The following is a 14,955-nucleotide window of genomic DNA, read 5'->3' as shown; positions in this document are numbered from 1 at the left end:
GCGGTGACTGCCGTCACTGACCACACGGATCACGCCGACCGCCCAGACCAGCACGGGGAGGACCGTCTCGAAAACGCCTCCTCCGAAGAGGTCACATCGGAGAACGACCTCCCCGGTGACACGAGCTCCGACGATGAGGACGAGGGGGCGAGCGAGGGCAACGGCGAAGCCGAACAGAACCCCGGCGACAGCGAGCCCTCCGAGGAGGAGCCCCCGGGGAACGCCCCCTCAGGAGACGTCCACGCGCGCGCGGAGCGCCAGGAAGCGGGGCACGCACCCTTGGAGCGTCGTGAAGCAGGGCACGCGCGCGTGAAGGCCGAGGCCCCCTCCGCGCGCGCGGAGGGCGGCCCCGCCTGGGACGACGGGCTGATCGCACGGCGCGTGTCCGAGACGGCCAACGCGCAGGCGGCGCCCGTGGTGGAACCCAAGCCGGCGGTACAGGCCCCGCCGGCCCCCCTCGCGTACGACGGACCGCTCCGCTCACGCCTCGACGCGCTGCGCGAGCTGGTGGGACTGTCCCGCACCCGGCTCGACAGCCGGACACTCGCCGAGGCCGGCCGCGTCCTCGACGAGGCGGCGGCACGGCGCAGGCTCTCCGGGCAGCACACCGTCGTCGCGATCGCCGGGGCCACCGGAAGCGGCAAGTCCCAGCTCTTCAACGCGCTCGCCGGGGTGGCCATTTCGGAGACCGGTGTCCGCAGGCCGACGACCGCTGCACCCATCGCATGCAGTTGGAGCGACGGCGCGGCAACGCTCATCGACCGGCTCGGCATCCCTGGACGGCTGCGCAGACGCCCGTTGCAGAGCGCGGAGGCGGAGGCGCAGCTGCGCGGCCTCGTCCTGGTCGACCTGCCGGACCACGACTCGGCGGCGGTCCAGCACCGCGAACAGGTGGACCGCATCCTCGCGCTCGTCGACGCGGTCATCTGGGTCGTGGACCCGGAGAAGTACGCGGACGCGATCATCCATGAGCGCTATCTGCGGCCCATGGCGGGGCACGCGGAGGTCATGTTCGTAGTCCTCAATCAGGTGGACCGGCTGCCCGGTGAGGCCGCCGACCAGGTCCTCGACGACCTGCGACGGCTCCTCGACGAGGACGGGATCGCGCTCGGCGAGTACGGCGAACCGGGCGCGACCGTGCTCGCGCTGTCGGCGCTCACCGGGGACGGCGTCGGCGAACTGCGCGAGTCCCTCGGCCAGTTCGTGGCCGAGCGAGGCGCCGCCGCCCGCCGGATCTCGGCCGACCTGGCCGCCGCCACGGCGCAACTGCGCCCGGTCTACGCGACGGGGCGGCGGGCCGGCCTCAGCGAGGAGGCACGCGACGAGTTCGCCGCCCGGCTCGCGGACGCGGTGGGCGCGGTCGCGGCCGGCGACGCGGCCGAGCGCGCATGGCGCCGCAACGCCAACCGCGCCTGCGGCACGCCCTGGCTGCGGCTGTGGCGCTGGTACGAGGACCGGCGCGAACCCCCGACCGGACGGCTGACCGTACGGGCGCCCGAGGACGAGGAGGCCACCGCACGCCAGCGCGTCGAGCAGGCCGTTCGTACGGTGGCGGACCGGGCGGCGTACGGGCTGCCCGCCCCCTGGGCGCAGGCGGTACGCGAGGCCGCCGTACGTGGGGCGCAGGGGCTGCCCGAGGCGCTGGACGAGATGGCGGCGCGCGCCACGGCACCGGTGGGCCGGCCGCCGCGGCCCGGCTGGTGGCCGGCCGCCGTGTTCGCGCAGGCCTCGATGACGATCCTGCAAGTCATCGGCGGACTCTGGTTGTTGGGGCAGATCATCGGCATCACCTCGCCGAATCTCGGGGTGCCGGTGCTCCTGATGGTGACCGGCATCATCGGCGGCCCGGCCGTCGAGTGGAGCAGCAGGATGGCGGCGCGCGGGCCCGCCCGGCGCTACGGGCTCGAAGCGGAACGCCGACTTCGGGGGGCCGCCGCCGGCTGCGGAAGGGCACGCGTACTCGATCCGGTGGCTGCGGAACTTCTGCGGTACCGGGAGGTCCGGGAGCAGTACGTACGGGCCACGGGGGCGGCGGCGCCTGTCGGCTGACCCCACAACCACGCCCGCTCGACACGACACGATCGTGTCCGTGTCCGTGTCCGCCATCGCGTTCGTGTCCGCCATCGTGTTCGTGTTCGTGTTCGTGTTCGTGTTCGCTCGGTGCGGCACCACCCCACCGGGTGACGCGGTTGTCCACAACCAGCGGGTAGCACACACCGCTCAGCGGGCCCGGCCCGGCGAAGGCAGTCTGAACTCGCGGCGATCGCAGCGCATGCGGTCGCCGCGACAGACGCGACAGACGCGACAGACGCGTCGAACGCATCAGACGCATTCGTACGGGAGAGGGGTTCGGGGATGAACGAAACGACGGTGTGCGCAGTGGGCAACGTGGCGACGCCACCTGTGTACCGGGACTTGGCCAACGGGGCATCGGCGAGGTTCCGGCTGGCGGTGACGGCGCGGTACTGGGACCGCGAGAAGAGCGCGTGGACGGACGGGCACACCAACTTCTTCACGGTGTGGGCCAATCGAGCCCTCGCCACGAATGTGGGGGCATCGCTGTCGGTGGGCGACCCCGTCATCGTGCAAGGCAGGTTGAAGGTGCGCACCGAGCAACGCGACGGCCAGAGCTGGACGTCGGCCGACATCGACGCGGTGGCGATCGGCCACGACCTTTCACGCGGTACGTCGGCCTTCCGACGTCCCTCCAAGGGCGACACGGGATCGAGTCCGACCCCTCAGCCGGAACCCAGTTGGGAATCGGAGCCAGGAGCTCAGCCCGAACCGGCAGGAGTGACGTGATGTCAGGGTCGGAGACGACTTGACCGAACTGCGGCTTATCGACAAGTACATTCACAGCAACTCCATGGATTTGTCGATAAGCGCAGCTCACAGGCGTGTTCAGCGATAACGATTCCGAGTCGGATCGGTTATCGGATGACATCACCGAGGAGTGTGGTGCGCCGCGTCCTTAGGATGCCGGACATAGCTCATGGATCACTGGGCTTCTGATTCTGCTGGCGGGACCGTCCCCCCATGTCAACGGGTCCTGCTCGAAGGGAATTCTGTGTTTCTTTCGTTCGCTGCGTTGTCCGCGCGCAGGCGAGGGGCCGCTCGCCTCGCCGCCGCGACGTTGGTGTCAGGGCTCGTCGCCGCGGGGGCGATGGCCGCCGCGGGTACGGCCGTCGCCGACGAGACGCCGCAGAGCCAAGGGGGCGCGACGGCCACCATAGGCGGCCTGAAGACCTACGGGTCCGCCGTGATACACGACAACGGCGAAGACCTACAGGTGTCCGCGGGCCTGTTCGAGATGTCCGTCGACAACGGCGGCACCCTGCAGACCTACTGCATCGACCTCCACAACCCGACGCAGAAGGACGCCAAGTACCAGGAGACCTCCTGGAGCGGCACCTCGCTGAACGGCAACGCGGATGCGGGCAGGATCCGCTGGATCCTGCAGAACTCCTATCCGCAGGTGAACAACCTCGCGGCGCTCGCCCAGAAGGCCGGGGCGAGCGGGCTCACCGAGCAGGACGCGGCGGCCGGCACCCAGGTGGCCATCTGGCGGTACTCGGACGGCGCCGACGTGGACGCGGTGAACCCGCAGGCGGAGAAGCTCGCGGACTACCTGGAGAAGAACGCGCAGAACCTGGCGGAACCCGCGGCCTCGCTGACCCTCGACTCGTCCGCGGTCTCCGGCCACGCCGGCGAGAAGCTCGGCCCGGTCACGGTGCACACCAACGCGGACAGCGTCACGGTGACGCCGCCCGCGGACGCCGCCATCAGCGGAGTGCGGATCGTGGACGCGGACGGCAAGGTGACCACCTCCGCGGCCGACGGCAGCCGGCTCTACTTCGACGTGCCGAAGGACAGCACGGACGGTTCGGCCTCGCTGACCGTGCAGGCGTCGACGACCGTGCCCGTCGGGCGTGCCTTCGCCTCGGAGACCCGCAGCCAGACCCAGATACTCGCCGGCTCCAGTGAGTCGACGGTCTCCGCGACCGCGACCGCCAACTGGGCCAAGGAGGGCGCGATACCCGCGCTGTCCGCCGAGAAGAACTGCGCCAGGGGCGGCCTGGACATCACGGCGGCCAACCAGGGCGACGAGGCGTTCACCTTCGAGCTGGTGGGGATCAAGCACACCATCCCGGCAGGCGAGTCCCGGACCGTGACGGTGACGCTCCAGGAGGACCAGGCGTACGATTTCACGGCCAAGGGCGACAACGGCTTCGAGCAGCGGTTCACCGGCATGCTCGACTGCGAGACACAGGGCAGCGCGAGCGATGTCACGACCCAGACGGTCAGTGAGCCGAGCCCGGCCACGTCGGCCAGTACCTTCAGCGACGGCACGGACCTCGCCGAAACCGGCAGCTCCAGCGCCACCCCGATCATCGGCGGCATAGCCATCGCCCTCGTCGTGGTCGGCGGCGCGGCGCTGATCTTCGTCAACAAGAAGAACGCACGGGAGCAGCACTGAGCGACACAGCACCTTGGGAACTCAACAGCGAGTGACCGCCGCGTCGGGGTCTCACCGTCCGGGTCGCGGCGGCGGCGTACTGGCGGTCGGCCGAGGTGGGCAGCGGTGGACGGTCCGCTCCGCCGACGGGAGTTGAGGTCGGCGGAGCGGCAGCCGCAAGCGTGCTAGGCCCTGTCGTCACATTCCCGTCTGCCTCGCGGCGCCATGCACGCCCTCTCGCCGCACCGGGCGCAGACCCAAGTACATCCAGTACGAGGGTCCACACCCGGCACACCGAGAACACGCACCTGACGCCGCGAGGCCACCCTCCGGGCGACGACGGGAAGGTGACGACAGAACCTAGGAGCGGGCGGCGCGGGCGCGCACGAGGGCGAATCCGGCCGCGAGCAGGCCTAGGACGCCCACGACCAGACCGGCGATGCCCAGGCCACGAGCAGTCGAGTCACTGCTCGATGTCGAACTCTCGGCGGCGGAAGCCGAGTCCGAGGTCGATGACGTCGACTCTTCGGAGTCGGCCGCGGTCTTGGCCGTGAGGGTCAGCACCGGCGCCGGGTTCTCCGGCTCCTCTCCGCCCTGTTCCGCCTCCTCGATCCACCGGACGACCTTGCCGTCCGAGTAGGTCTGCAGCGTCTTGAAGGTCAACTGGTCCACGTCGTCCGGCAGTTGACCGAAGGCGACGTTGAAGTCCTGGTACTCGCCGTGGCGGATCCTGCCGCCGGTCCAGGTGATCTCCGAGACGGCCTCGGTGATCGAGCCGTCGTCCGTCTTGACGGGTGTCTTCAGCTTGGTCGTCGTGACCTGTGCGGTCCAGCCCTCCTGCGGAGTGACCAGAACGCCCAGGACCGGATGGTCGGTGGGCAGGTAGACCTGCACCTTCGTGGTGCTGGCGGTGTCCTCCTCGTTGGGGACACGGAAGGTCAGAACACCGTCCGTGGCGCCCTTGGCGTAGCTCTCGGGGCGGACCGTCACATGGGCGAAGGCCGCGCCCGCGGCTGCCAGGACCGCGGCCGAGGTGAGGCCGGCGACGAGGCCGGCCCGGCGCAGGGTGGTGCGTATGGGGGACATCAGGGAAGCTCCGTACTGGTGGGGATGAGGTCAGGGCGTGTACGCGGGCCCTGCGGGCGGTCCCCGGCGGGAGACGGCGTGCCGCAGCAGCACCTGCCGAAGTGGCCGCGGCTCGGCCGTGTTCCGGCCTACGACGTTCCCGCGCGCCCGAGCGTGGGAAGGCCTCGTCCGCCCCCGCCGCCACCAGGCGGCGAGCCCGGGCACGAGCGTCACCGCCCGGCGCAGCAGCGACCACAGTGCGGCCTCGCCGCGCCGCAGCCACCAGGTCGCGAGGAGAGCGGCCGTCAGGTGGGCGGCGTTGGCGTGGGACGTCATGGCGTGCTGGTGCGTCATGTGCGCGCCGTGCATGTGCATCGCCATGGACGGCCGGGCGGCCTCGAACCCGAGATGCAGTCCGGCCTGCGCGGCCAGCATCCCGCCACCGATGCCGACCAGCGACCGCTCCCGGCCGCTCAGCAGACAGCCGGCCGCGAAGAGAGCGAGGACCCCGGCACCGTCCGCCCACAAGGGCGGCGCCTCGCCCGTCGCCAGCCCGTGCCCTCCGGCGGCCAGCAGGACGCACAGCACGGCGAACACCGCCGCGCGCAGGCTCCGTACCGCCAGGGACGCTCTCATGGGTGCACAGACTGCCATGGCGAGCGAGCAGCCGTCGCGGCTTCCGGAGGAGCCGCTTCCAGGGGCCCCGCCCTGGCACCCTTCCCTCGCTCGGGTAGGGTCCGATTGAGCCTGGAAGGGACCTGACATGCGACTTCGCTGTGCCGTGCTGGACGACTATCAGGGCGCCGCGACCGAGGTCGCCGACTGGTCACCGGTCGCGGACGAGGTCGAGATCGTCGGTTTCGCCCGGCACTTCGCCGACGAGGACGCGCTGGCGGCCGCGCTGACGGACTTCGACATCGTCGTGACCTTGCGCGAGCGGGTGCCCTTCCCGGCGTCTCTACTGGCCCGGCTGCCCCGTCTGAAGCTGCTGGTCGCCTCCGGGATGCGCAACACGGTGATCGACTACGCCGCCGCCGAGGCGCACGGCGTGACCGTGTGCGGCACCCCGAGTTCCTCGACTCCCCCGGTCGAGCTGACCTGGGCGCTGCTGCTCGGCCTCGCGCGGGGGCTCGTCACGGAGAACGAGGCGTTGCGTACGGGAGGCCCCTGGCAGAGCACTGTCGGCGCCGATCTGCACGGCCGCCGGCTCGGCCTGCTCGGGCTCGGGAAGATCGGCGGCAGGGTGGCGCAGGTGGGCCTCGCGTTCGGCATGCAGGTCAGCGCGTGGAGCCAGAATCTCACCAAGGAGCGCGCGGACGAGGTCGGGGTGGAGCAGGCCGCCTCCAAGGAGGAGTTGCTCGCGAGCAGCGACTTCGTCTCCGTCCACCTCGCGCTCGGCGACCGCACCCGCGGTCTGATCGGCGCCGCGGAGCTGGCCCTCCTCAAGCCGACCGCCTTTCTCGTCAACACCTCACGCGCGGCGATCGTCGACCAGGACGCACTGCTCGCCGCCCTGCACGAGGGCCGGATCGCCGGAGCGGGCGTCGACGTGTTCGACGTCGAGCCGCTCCCCGCCGACCATCCGATGCGCTCGGCCCCGCGCCTGCTCGCCACCCCGCACCTCGGCTATGTGTCACGCGCCAACTACGAGGCGTACTACAGCGGGGCGGTCGAGGACATCCAGGCCTTCCTCGCGGGCACACCCGTACGCCTCTTGGGCTGAACGGCTTCGCCCGGACTCTTCTCGGGCTGAACGGCTTCGCCCGCACCCTTCTTCGGCTGAACGGCTTCGCCCGTTACGCCTGCCGGGCCTCACACCTCCGCAGGCCGCCAGTAGAAGCCGCGCTGCCGCCGCAGATGATGCAAGTCCACCAGATGGCGCCGGAGCGTCACATGGTCGACCGGCGCGTCCTCGCACCAGGCGCGCAGTTTCTCGTTGACGGTCCGCTCCGGGTATTCGACGCCAGGCTCGAAGGTCCGTTCGGCGATGTGCCGGAGAACGACCAGCTTGCGCTGCCATTGGGCCGGCAGCCGCACCAGACGCCCATCGCGCACGAAGGTCCGCAGGACCGCCTCGGTGCCCTCGTCCTCGGAGCCGTGATCCTCGGTGGACGGCACCTGCGCCGAGCGGGCGAGTTCCCTGAAGCGGTCGTAGGCGACGCGCAGTCCCCCGTCACCGCCCGCCGCGATCGCGCCCTGGTCCTGGAGCCGTCGCAGCGCCACGGTCGCGTCCTTCGGGGAGAGCCCCGCCTTCTCCATCACCTTCGCGGGGGTGTCCGCGCCGAGGGCCACGGCTGCGAAGGCGCGGGCCCTGGTCTCTTCGGCGAACAGGCCGATCAGTTGGTCGGTTGGCATGCCCGGCAGGCTATGTGAAGGCACACCGCGAGCCGAAGCGATTTTCTGCCCGCGCCCACCGCATGCCCGGGAGCGATCGCCCGATGAACGCCGCGACCAGCCGTGACCAGTGGTGGGTGAGCGCGTTGAAGGGGAGTGCGGTCGCGGTCGAGCGGTCGCACTCCCCGAGTCAAAGGAGAACGTGATGTCTCGCATCGCGAAGGTAGCCGGTGTCGCTCTCGGCACGGGTGCCGTGGTGCTCAGCGGAGCCGGTCTGGCCATGGCCGACGCCGGTGCTCAGGGCGAGGCCGTCGGCTCGCCCGGCGTCCTGTCGGGCAACGTCGTCCAGCTCCCGATCAACGTGCCGGTCAACGTGTGCGGGAACACCGTCAGCGTCATCGGTCTGCTGAACCCGGCCTTCGGCAACACCTGCGTGAACAACGGCGACCACGACAAGGGCGGCCACCCCGGCCCCAGCGGCTACGGCAACTGACCCGACGCACGTACGAGAAGGCCCCCGGCAGTAATCGCTGCCGGGGGCCTTCTCACACTTACCAACAGATGCTCAGGCGTACCGATAGATCCGGCTGTGGTCCTCCAGCTCGTCCGGCGTCACGCCCCACGGCGGCAGCTTCTCGTGCCGCGCGACGATCCGCTCGTACTGCTCGTCGCCCGGCCCGGGCGGCCGCGCCGGCAGATAACGCGCCCCCCGGTGCCGCTTCTGCCAGCGGGACCACTGAAGGTCCACGAAGGCGTGGTGCAGCCAGAAGACGGGGTCGTTGACCGAGGCGCCGCCGAGCATGTGCCCGCCGACCCAGCGGTGCACGCGGTTGTGGTTGCGCCAGGCCGCGGGCCCGGACCTCGACCCCCACCCTTCGAGCCGGTTACGGAACCCCTTGGAGGACGTGGAGTTCCAGGGCGCGGTGTCGTAGACGGGATCTGCCAGAGCGGAGTCCAGCTCACGCTTCGTGGGCAGCTCGATCGGCGCCTGCGGGCGGCCGAACTCGCGGGTGAGGAACTCCCCGTCGGTCACCGCCTCCCTGATCCTCCAGGTGCCGTGCGCGTAGGCGAAGGGCCCGGTCATGACCTGCCGGTCGGAGCGCCGCCCGTTGCCTCCGAGCAGGTCCGCGGTCCACGGCGCGGACGACGTCGTACGGTCCCGCGTCCAGTCCCAGTACGGCACGCTCACCCCGGAGTCCACGCGGCGCAGCGCCCGCTCCAGGTCCAGCAGGAACTGTCGGTGCCAGGGAAAGAAGGAGGGCGCCATGTGGGCTGTACGCAGTCCGCCCTCGCCGTCCGAGACGTAGTACTCGATGTGCGTGCGCACGAACTCGTCGTACTCGCCCCTGCGCTTGACCTCCAGCAGCGCGCCGACGAAGCGACGCCGCTCCGCGCGCGTCAGCGTGCTGACGTCCTTACGCGTGTACACCATGCGCGTGGCCACCCCCCTCCGCGTCGCTCCCCTCGGTGTCACTCCCCTGCGCGCCCATGCCGCGCAGCTGCTCCGAGGGGCCCAGTTCGTCGACGGCCGCGCGGACCGCGGCCAGCGCTGTCGGATACGACCGGTAGTGGTCCACCATGCTCAGGTAGCTGCCGTCCGCGCGGCGCATCAGGTGCAGCGGCCGGCCGTCCACGGTGATCTGCCACTCACCGCCGCCGACCGCGGCGCGGCCACCCACACCGGTCTTCGCGCCAAGAAGATGGCGCCCTCGGTACATCTCGTCGAACGAGAGGTCCTCGGGGCGAGTGGGCCGAGGAGGCTGCGGAGACCGCGAGGCCGCTACGACCGGGGGCAGCGCCACGGCTACCGCGGACGCGAGCAGACCGCGCACGACGTCCCGCCGGGTACCGCGCCGCGAGCCCACCGGGCGGCCCGGCCGCCCCTCGCTCCCCGGGACGACGGGTGCCACCGCCCTGACCGATACCGCGCTCGAAACTCTGCTCGGCACTCTGTTGACGAACATGGTTCTCTCCTCGCCGGATCAGCCGGATCAGCCGGGCCGGCCGCATGCAGTCGGGTCGGTGGCGGGGCGGCAGGCCCGGGCCGGCACCCGGGCCTCGTCCCTATATCTGTTACGCCCCCGACCCCATGACCACGTTCGCGCCCGGCACCGTCTGCAGCAGCGGTGTCAGTACGGCGACCTGGGGGAGCTTCAGCTCCGGCAGGCCGAAGTTGTCGGGGTTCGGCGGCGTGAGCGGGGTGTCCAGGGACAGCCCCGGGGTCAGGGTCCGGAGGTCGGCGGCGGGCGCTCCGACTCCGAGGTGGTCGAAGCCGTCCCCGAGGACATGCGGAAGGGGCGTGTGTACGTCCACCCCGGGCAGCCCGGCACCCACCGGCAACTGCGGCAGGGCACGCTCGGGGAGCAGCCGACCCTCGACGTACCGGGGGCCGTCGGGGCTGCCCGGCATGGGTACCGGCAGCTGCCCGGAGACCTTGGGCAGCTGCATGTTGAGGGCACTCTCCACCCCGTCCAGTGGTACAGGGACAGGTACCGTCCCGGCCGCGACGGCGGGGGTCGCGGCGGCGGCACCCACCGCTGCCGCGACGCCGGTCAGGACAGCGGCAAGAGTTCCTCGAGTGGTCGACTTCATTTCAGGTACGGTCCCTTTCAGGATTCGGGGGGTCAGCGTCCGTACCGCGTAACGATCCTGAGATCCTCATCAGCGCAAGATTCCCCCAACGAGCCCAATAGTCAGCTCGTCCAGAAGTCCCACCATCGGGTCAGGATCAGCATTCCGATGACGCCGACGTGCAACACCGGCAGGACCCAGGTGAATTCGGCGAGGAATCCTCTCAACCAGCCCGGCGCGGGCAGAAATCCCTTCCGTACGTTGAAGGACGTCACGTACCAGAACATGAGAATCGTGGCGACCCACGCCAGACAGCACCACAGGCACAGCGAGTTGATGCGGTAGAGCGACTGGAACTGCAGCCAGGTGCAGAATCCGACGCCGAACAACGTACCCGCGTCGAAGACCAGCCAGTACCAGCGCGGAAAGACCGCTCCGGCGAGCAGACTGACACCGACGCAGATGACGATGCCGTACGCCACCAGACCCAGCATCGGGTTGGGGAACCCGAAGGCCGAAGCCTGGTCGCTCTTCATGATGTTGCCGCAGGAAACGACCGGGTTCAGGCTGCAGCCGGGCACGAAGTCCGGGTTCTCCAGCAGCTTGAACTTGTCGATCGTGATGACCCAGGAGGCCAGCAGACCCGCGGCCCCCGTGATTACCAGCAGCAGGGCGAGCGCACGGCCGCCGCCCGCGGTTCGTGTCATCAGCCGCGCAGGCGGCGCGCGGGCAGCAGGACGTGCGCGGCGCTGTTCAGGGTCTCCTCGTCACCCGCGAAGGCGGCCAGGTTCTCCGGATCGACGGGCTTGCCGGGTTCGGCGTCGGGCCAGGCGCGGGTGGCGAACAGGAAGTAGGCGTAGCCGCGTTTGCCGACCGCCGCGAGCCACTCGGGGGGAACGACGCACTGGGCGTTGAGGGACGGCATGGCGACGACGGCCTGGTCGGCCTCGACAAGGAGGGTGAGCGGCAGGCTCGGGTACCGCGAACCGTCGAGGATCGTGTCGCCGACGGGCAGACCGTTGTCGCTCAGCAGCCGCTCGATGGCGGCCGAGGTGGCCTCGGGGCCGCCCTCGGTGTCACCCAGGGAATAGGCGAGGAGATACGGCATGTCGCCGTCAGGGGCGTCACCGCTGAAGGCCATCACGGCGAGCGTGCCGAGATCTGCGGCCCGGAAAGGGCGCGTTTCACTTGAGGTTGAGGTCACCGCGGAACCTTATCGACGCACCCGAACGGGGCCGCCCCTTTGTCACCCGACCGGGCGACAACCGCCCGCCCGACCACACGAACGAGGGATGTTTTTCGAACACCCCGCAACAGCCGGCCCCAACAGGCAGTGCACACCCGACAACGCGAAAGGGCCGACCCCGCGAGGTGCGGAATCGGCCCCTGGAGCCTGTGTACGACTCAGCCCGCGTACGACGTCACTTGTTGACGCAGGTGTTGCCGAACGCCGGGTTCAGCAGACCGATGACGTCGATCGTGTTCCCGCAGACATTCACCGGAACGTGCACCGGGACCTGAACGACGTTGCCCGAGAGGACACCCGGGGACTTGACCGCCGCACCCTGCGCACCGGCGTCGGCGAAGGCGCTGCCCGAAGCGGCACCAGCGGCCATTCCGGCGGTGGCGATAATCAGAGCGGCTTTCTTGGCAGTGTTCATCTTCAGACCTTTCCTTGGAGATTTTCTCCAGCGTATGGAGATGTCAGCTGGCCTCGCGGAAAAGACACGCGATGAAATGAACTGATTAGCTCGGGTCAGCCCTGGAGGGGAAGTCCGCCGAGGAGCGCCGTGGGACCACCGGCCGAGTTGAGCGCGTCCGTCGCGCTGCTCACGGCGCCGAGCGGTGAGCTCGCATTCTCGGTGTTGAGCGCGTCCGACTGGTGCTGCAGGGGCTGTACATCCTCCAGGCTGAGCGAGCGCTGACTGGTGATGGTCTCCAGGGCGCCGTTGAGGCTGGTGGGGGTGACGTCGGATGCCTCGTAGGCAAAGGCGGGCGCGGCGGCACCAGCAATGGCGATGGACCCGGCAACGACAGCGGCGGCCTTCAGGGACTTCATCGTGTTCCTTTCTTCGGCAACTCATGTCACCAGAGGGAATGTGTATACGCCCTGGCTAACGAGGACCCGACGCGACGGAAACCCTGTGTGCAGAAGTTTCCTGCACCCCACCCGAATGAACGGCGCGTCGCATTCATATAAGAGCGAATGCAAAACAGCCGTCGTGCCGACCGGAGCGGTCGGCACGACGGCGGGGGGCGACTGCTTCGCCTCAGGCACCGCTCCCCGTACTCAGGAGGGCAGAAGACCGCCCGCCGGGAGGGCCGGACCCGCCGGAACAGCGGGGGCCGCCGGAACCGCCGGCAGTGAGGACAGGCTCGGCAGACCGGGCAGGTCCGGCACGGGCAGGCCGCCGCCGAGCACCACGGCGACGATGAGGTTGACGAGTCCCGTGACCACGGCCGTCGCCGCGGGGACCACTCCGGCGGGATCGCCGGAGGTGACCGCCGCGAGCAGCGTGTCGACCGCCTTCTGCAGGGCGGCGAGCGCGTCGGCCTTCAGGTCCGCGGGAGCCGCGGCACGGGAACCGCTCGCACCGGGAGCCTTGTCGTCCTGGTCCCCGGCGCTCTTGGGCAGCGCGGGCACGGCAGGCAGCGCCGGAGCGGCAGGCAGCGCGGGGACGGCCGGCACGGCAGGCGCGGCCGGGGTGGCAGGCAGCGCAGGCGTCGCGGGCACGGCCGGCGCGTCGGGGACCGCCACCGGAGGCGTCACCGGAACCGCCGCGGTGAGCTTGGCGATCGCGTCCTTCACGGCCTGGCCGAGTGTGGCCGCCTGGTCGGCGGAGAGCTGGCCGTTGTCCGCCTTGAGCACGGCGTCGAGCAGATCGGTGACCGGTTTCAGTACGCCGCCGATGTCGGCCAGGGACTGGACCTGCGCCAGGAGCGCGTCCGCGCCCGGGACGGGCGCCGCCGCCGCAGAGGTGCGGCCACGCGCCGAGTCACTGTCCGCCGCCACGGCGACCGGTGCGGCGATCCCGAGCAGAAGCGTGGCGCAGAGTGCGGAGGACGCGATGCGCCGTGCGGGCAGAGCACGCATGGATGGTTCCCTTCGATGGTTCGTTCGGACCTTGTGCTCACCGTGGGAGTGGTCATCGCCGTCTGCAACCGATCGAATGCCCTGCATAGCGGGCCTGCGTGCTTGGCGCGGGTGTCCTCCCTGGTGAGGCGCTTACCGGGAGAAGGGACCCGTCTCCCACCATTCGGGGCAACGCGAACCGGCCGCCCTCCCGGTGGGGAGGACGGCCGGCAGAAGGTCCGCGTTGACCTCAGTCGTTGACGCAGGTGTTGCCGAACGCGGGGTTCAGCAGGCCGATGACGTTGATCGTGTTCCCGCAGACGTTGACCGGGACGTGGATCGGGACCTGCAGGACGTTGCCCGACAGGACGCCCGGGGAGTGGGCGGCCGCGCCGTGTGCGTCGCTGTCGGCGGCGGCGATGCCGGCGGTGCCCGCCACGGCGGCGGCGGCAACGGAGGTCAGGGCCAGGCCCTTCGCGATACGCGACATGGAGAAGTGCTCCTTGAAATCGACACAACATCCGGGCGGGGATGCCCGGCTCTGGAATCAACGCGCGGCACACGCGCGGGTTGTGCCTCCGAAAGAGTGATTTCCAAAACTGCCCGACTTCACCATTCCGACACACTTGTCAGCTTTCACCGATAAATACGGATAGCGGCTAGTGTTGCGTTCCTCCCGAGGCTGCGTGGCAGCAGGCCTCACAAGACGTCGCAAACAGACGGGGAGTCAACGCGCACATATGTGATCTGCAGATTTCCGTCGATCCGGAGTCCACCGAACGCTCCGGACGTCCGCTGGTCCAGAACCTTTTCCCCCGAAAGGGCACCGCCGGTCATGCGTAATTCCCCGGGTCCTCTGCTGCGCCGTGCGATGGTCGGCTGCTCTGTCCTCGCCACCCTCCTGGCACCGGGCTGCCCCGCGACGGCCGCGCCGTCCGCCGCCGAGGCGGAGAGCGTCACCTTCACCCAGCGCTACCGCGCGCTGCAGCACGGCGGAATCGTCCGGGCGGCCAACTCCTCCATCAGCTGCCGTGCGACGCTCACCCGGCCCGCGCCGTCCTGCTCCGCCGCACGCGCCGGCAAAAAGGGCGTGAACAGCGACTTCGACATGTTCTACGTCGACGTCGACAAGGACCCGAACACGTACAACTCCAGCCTCGGCGAGGTCCGTCTGCCGCAAGGCGCGCGGGTCACGTACGCGCGGCTGTACTGGGGCGGCAACCTCAAGGTCGGTGAGCAGAAGCCGGCGAAGGACAACGGGCGGGTGCTGATCGCGGAGCCCGACGGCGAGTACAAGGCCGTGCTCGCGGACAGCGTGGTCGGGCACCGGGTGGCGCGCGGCGCCGACGCGTTCCAGGCCTCGGCGGACGTCACGAAGCTGGTGCGGGAGAACGGTTCGGGGCTGTACACGGTGGCGCAGGTCAATGTGGCGATGGGCCGCTCCGCCGCGGGGGCC

Annotated in this window: 17 protein-coding genes and 1 pseudogene; 6 read left to right on the top strand and 12 right to left on the bottom strand. The window is 70.3% G+C overall.

Annotation, left to right across the window (positions count from 1 at the left end; translation table 11 throughout):
* Nucleotides 1–3: 3 nt before the first annotated feature.
* From ACFWP7_RS00675 to ACFWP7_RS00665, 3 genes are all read left to right on the top strand, one after another.
* A complete protein-coding gene (locus tag ACFWP7_RS00675) occupies nt 4–2,049 on the top strand; it encodes a GTPase (RefSeq protein WP_384373720.1) in 2,046 nt (681 codons plus the stop codon).
* 306 nt (nt 2,050–2,355) lie between these two features.
* A complete protein-coding gene (locus tag ACFWP7_RS00670) occupies nt 2,356–2,802 on the top strand; it encodes a single-stranded DNA-binding protein (protein ID WP_384373718.1) in 447 nt (148 codons plus the stop codon).
* A 265-nt stretch (nt 2,803–3,067) separates the two neighbouring features.
* A complete protein-coding gene (locus ACFWP7_RS00665; protein WP_384373715.1) occupies nt 3,068–4,477 on the top strand; it encodes a Cys-Gln thioester bond-forming surface protein in 1,410 nt (469 codons plus the stop codon).
* Between the two features lie 339 nt (nt 4,478–4,816).
* On the opposite strand, the gene ACFWP7_RS00660 is transcribed toward ACFWP7_RS00665, so the two are convergent.
* Nucleotides 4,817–5,542, bottom strand: a complete 726-nt coding sequence (locus ACFWP7_RS00660) for a YcnI family protein (protein WP_384373712.1) — start codon at nt 5,540–5,542, stop codon at nt 4,817–4,819.
* A gap of 30 nt (nt 5,543–5,572) precedes the next feature.
* Complete coding sequence (locus tag ACFWP7_RS00655; RefSeq protein WP_384373710.1) at nt 5,573–6,157, bottom strand: hypothetical protein; 585 nt, start codon at nt 6,155–6,157, stop codon at nt 5,573–5,575.
* Between the two features lie 127 nt (nt 6,158–6,284).
* Between ACFWP7_RS00655 and ACFWP7_RS00650 the strand changes: the two genes are divergently transcribed.
* Nucleotides 6,285–7,244 carry a D-2-hydroxyacid dehydrogenase family protein gene (locus ACFWP7_RS00650; RefSeq protein ID WP_384373708.1) on the top strand — a complete coding sequence of 320 codons (960 nt, stop codon included), beginning with the start codon at nt 6,285–6,287 and terminating at the stop codon, nt 7,242–7,244.
* A gap of 89 nt (nt 7,245–7,333) precedes the next feature.
* Here ACFWP7_RS00650 and ACFWP7_RS00645 read toward each other — a convergent pair whose 3' ends face one another.
* Entirely contained in the window at nt 7,334–7,876 is a 543-nt protein-coding gene (locus ACFWP7_RS00645) for a DUF2087 domain-containing protein (RefSeq protein WP_384373705.1), read from the bottom strand.
* Nucleotides 7,877–8,060: 184 nt separating this feature from the next.
* Between ACFWP7_RS00645 and ACFWP7_RS00640 the strand changes: the two genes are divergently transcribed.
* The gene (locus ACFWP7_RS00640) at nt 8,061–8,348 is read left to right on the top strand and encodes a chaplin (RefSeq protein WP_384373702.1); all 288 of its coding nucleotides are present in this window, start codon (nt 8,061–8,063) and stop codon (nt 8,346–8,348) included.
* A 72-nt stretch (nt 8,349–8,420) separates the two neighbouring features.
* Here ACFWP7_RS00640 and ACFWP7_RS00635 read toward each other — a convergent pair whose 3' ends face one another.
* The 9 genes from ACFWP7_RS00635 to chpG all read right to left on the bottom strand — a co-directional run bounded on the left by ACFWP7_RS00635 (nt 8,421) and on the right by chpG (nt 13,989).
* Nucleotides 8,421–9,287: a tyrosinase family protein gene (locus ACFWP7_RS00635; protein ID WP_384373699.1), complete on the bottom strand. Its 867-nt coding sequence runs from the start codon at nt 9,285–9,287 to the stop codon at nt 8,421–8,423.
* The gene (locus tag ACFWP7_RS00630; protein WP_384373696.1) at nt 9,271–9,819 is read right to left on the bottom strand and encodes a tyrosinase family oxidase copper chaperone; all 549 of its coding nucleotides are present in this window, start codon (nt 9,817–9,819) and stop codon (nt 9,271–9,273) included. The genes ACFWP7_RS00635 and ACFWP7_RS00630 overlap by 17 nt, the downstream gene beginning before the upstream one ends.
* A 109-nt stretch (nt 9,820–9,928) precedes the next feature.
* Nucleotides 9,929–10,447 carry a hypothetical protein gene (locus tag ACFWP7_RS00625; protein WP_384373693.1) on the bottom strand — a complete coding sequence of 173 codons (519 nt, stop codon included), beginning with the start codon at nt 10,445–10,447 and terminating at the stop codon, nt 9,929–9,931.
* Nucleotides 10,448–10,548: 101 nt separating this feature from the next.
* On the bottom strand, nt 10,549–11,133 hold the full coding sequence (locus ACFWP7_RS00620) for a vitamin K epoxide reductase family protein (protein WP_384373690.1): 585 nt from the start codon (nt 11,131–11,133) through the stop codon (nt 10,549–10,551).
* Complete coding sequence (locus ACFWP7_RS00615; protein WP_384373688.1) at nt 11,133–11,630, bottom strand: DUF5949 family protein; 498 nt, start codon at nt 11,628–11,630, stop codon at nt 11,133–11,135. Before ACFWP7_RS00615 ends, ACFWP7_RS00620 begins: the two co-directional genes overlap by 1 nt.
* Nucleotides 11,631–11,847: 217 nt before the next feature.
* Complete coding sequence (locus ACFWP7_RS00610) at nt 11,848–12,042, bottom strand: chaplin (protein WP_384374121.1); 195 nt, start codon at nt 12,040–12,042, stop codon at nt 11,848–11,850.
* Nucleotides 12,043–12,182: 140 nt separating this feature from the next.
* Nucleotides 12,183–12,485, bottom strand: coding sequence for a hypothetical protein (locus ACFWP7_RS00605; RefSeq protein WP_384373685.1), 303 nt, complete (start codon nt 12,483–12,485; stop codon nt 12,183–12,185).
* A gap of 231 nt (nt 12,486–12,716) precedes the next feature.
* The gene (locus ACFWP7_RS00600; RefSeq protein WP_384373683.1) at nt 12,717–13,520 is read right to left on the bottom strand and encodes a hypothetical protein; all 804 of its coding nucleotides are present in this window, start codon (nt 13,518–13,520) and stop codon (nt 12,717–12,719) included.
* Nucleotides 13,521–13,749: 229 nt separating this feature from the next.
* A complete protein-coding gene (gene chpG / locus ACFWP7_RS00595; protein ID WP_384373680.1) occupies nt 13,750–13,989 on the bottom strand; it encodes a chaplin ChpG in 240 nt (79 codons plus the stop codon).
* 345 nt (nt 13,990–14,334) lie between these two features.
* Here chpG and ACFWP7_RS00590 point away from each other — a divergent pair.
* Nucleotides 14,335–14,955 (top strand): annotated as a pseudogene (locus tag ACFWP7_RS00590) (DUF3344 domain-containing protein); the annotation flags it as partial.

This window comes from Streptomyces sp. NPDC058470 (genome assembly GCF_042721055.1).
Taxonomy (GTDB): domain Bacteria; phylum Actinomycetota; class Actinomycetes; order Streptomycetales; family Streptomycetaceae; genus Streptomyces.
The sequence above is the reverse complement of the archived record's forward strand: the minus strand, read 5'-3'. Positions and strand labels throughout refer to the sequence as shown.